At 77.1% G+C, this 633-nt stretch carries 1 protein-coding gene; it reads left to right on the top strand.

Translation table 11 applies throughout. The features are described 5' to 3' along the window. A partial coding sequence (locus ACTWLT_RS31545) for a glycosyltransferase family 9 protein (RefSeq protein WP_445321497.1) occupies window positions 1–565 on the top strand: 565 nt, incomplete at its 5' end. Window positions 566–633 lie beyond the last annotated feature (68 nt).

The following is a 633-nucleotide window of genomic DNA, read 5'->3' as shown; positions in this document are numbered from 1 at the left end:
TCGACTGCCCGCCGACGACGAACCGCGCCTGCGTATCCGCCCTGAGCTGTGCCGCCCCCCGGAAGCGGTCGAGCCCGGCTATGTCGTCGTACACCCGGGCGCCTCGGTGCCGAGCCGGGCCGCTCCTGCGGACCGGTACGCCGAGATGGTGGCGGCGCTGACCGCCGCCGGGCACCGCGTGCTGGTCACCGGCGGATCGGCCGAGCGGAACCTGACCGCCCGGGTGGCCGCGGCCGGCGGCATCGACCTGGGCGGTCGCACCGACCTGGCCGGCCTGGCCCGGCTGCTGGCCGGGGCCCGCTGCCTGGTGGTCGGCAACACCGGCCCGGCCCACCTCGCGGCGGCGGTCGGCACCCCGGTGGTGAGTCTCTTCGCACCGACCGTCCCGTTCGGACAGTGGGGCCCCTACCGGGTGCCCACCGTCCGGCTCGGTGACGCCGGTGCCGCCTGCCGCGACACCCGGGCGGCCATCTGCCCCGTCCCCGGGCACCCCTGCCTCGGTGGCGTCGACCCGGTCGACGTGGTCGAGGCGGTGCTCCGGCTGGCGCCCCCGGCCCCGGGTTGAGGCCCGCCGTCATCGTCCGCCGACCAACCGCGAGTTCCGCAACGTCCGCGACAGGAGAGGCATGAACG

It is taken from the genome of Micromonospora yongxingensis (assembly GCF_052601155.1).
The sequence above is the reverse complement of the archived record's forward strand: the minus strand, read 5'-3'. Positions and strand labels throughout refer to the sequence as shown.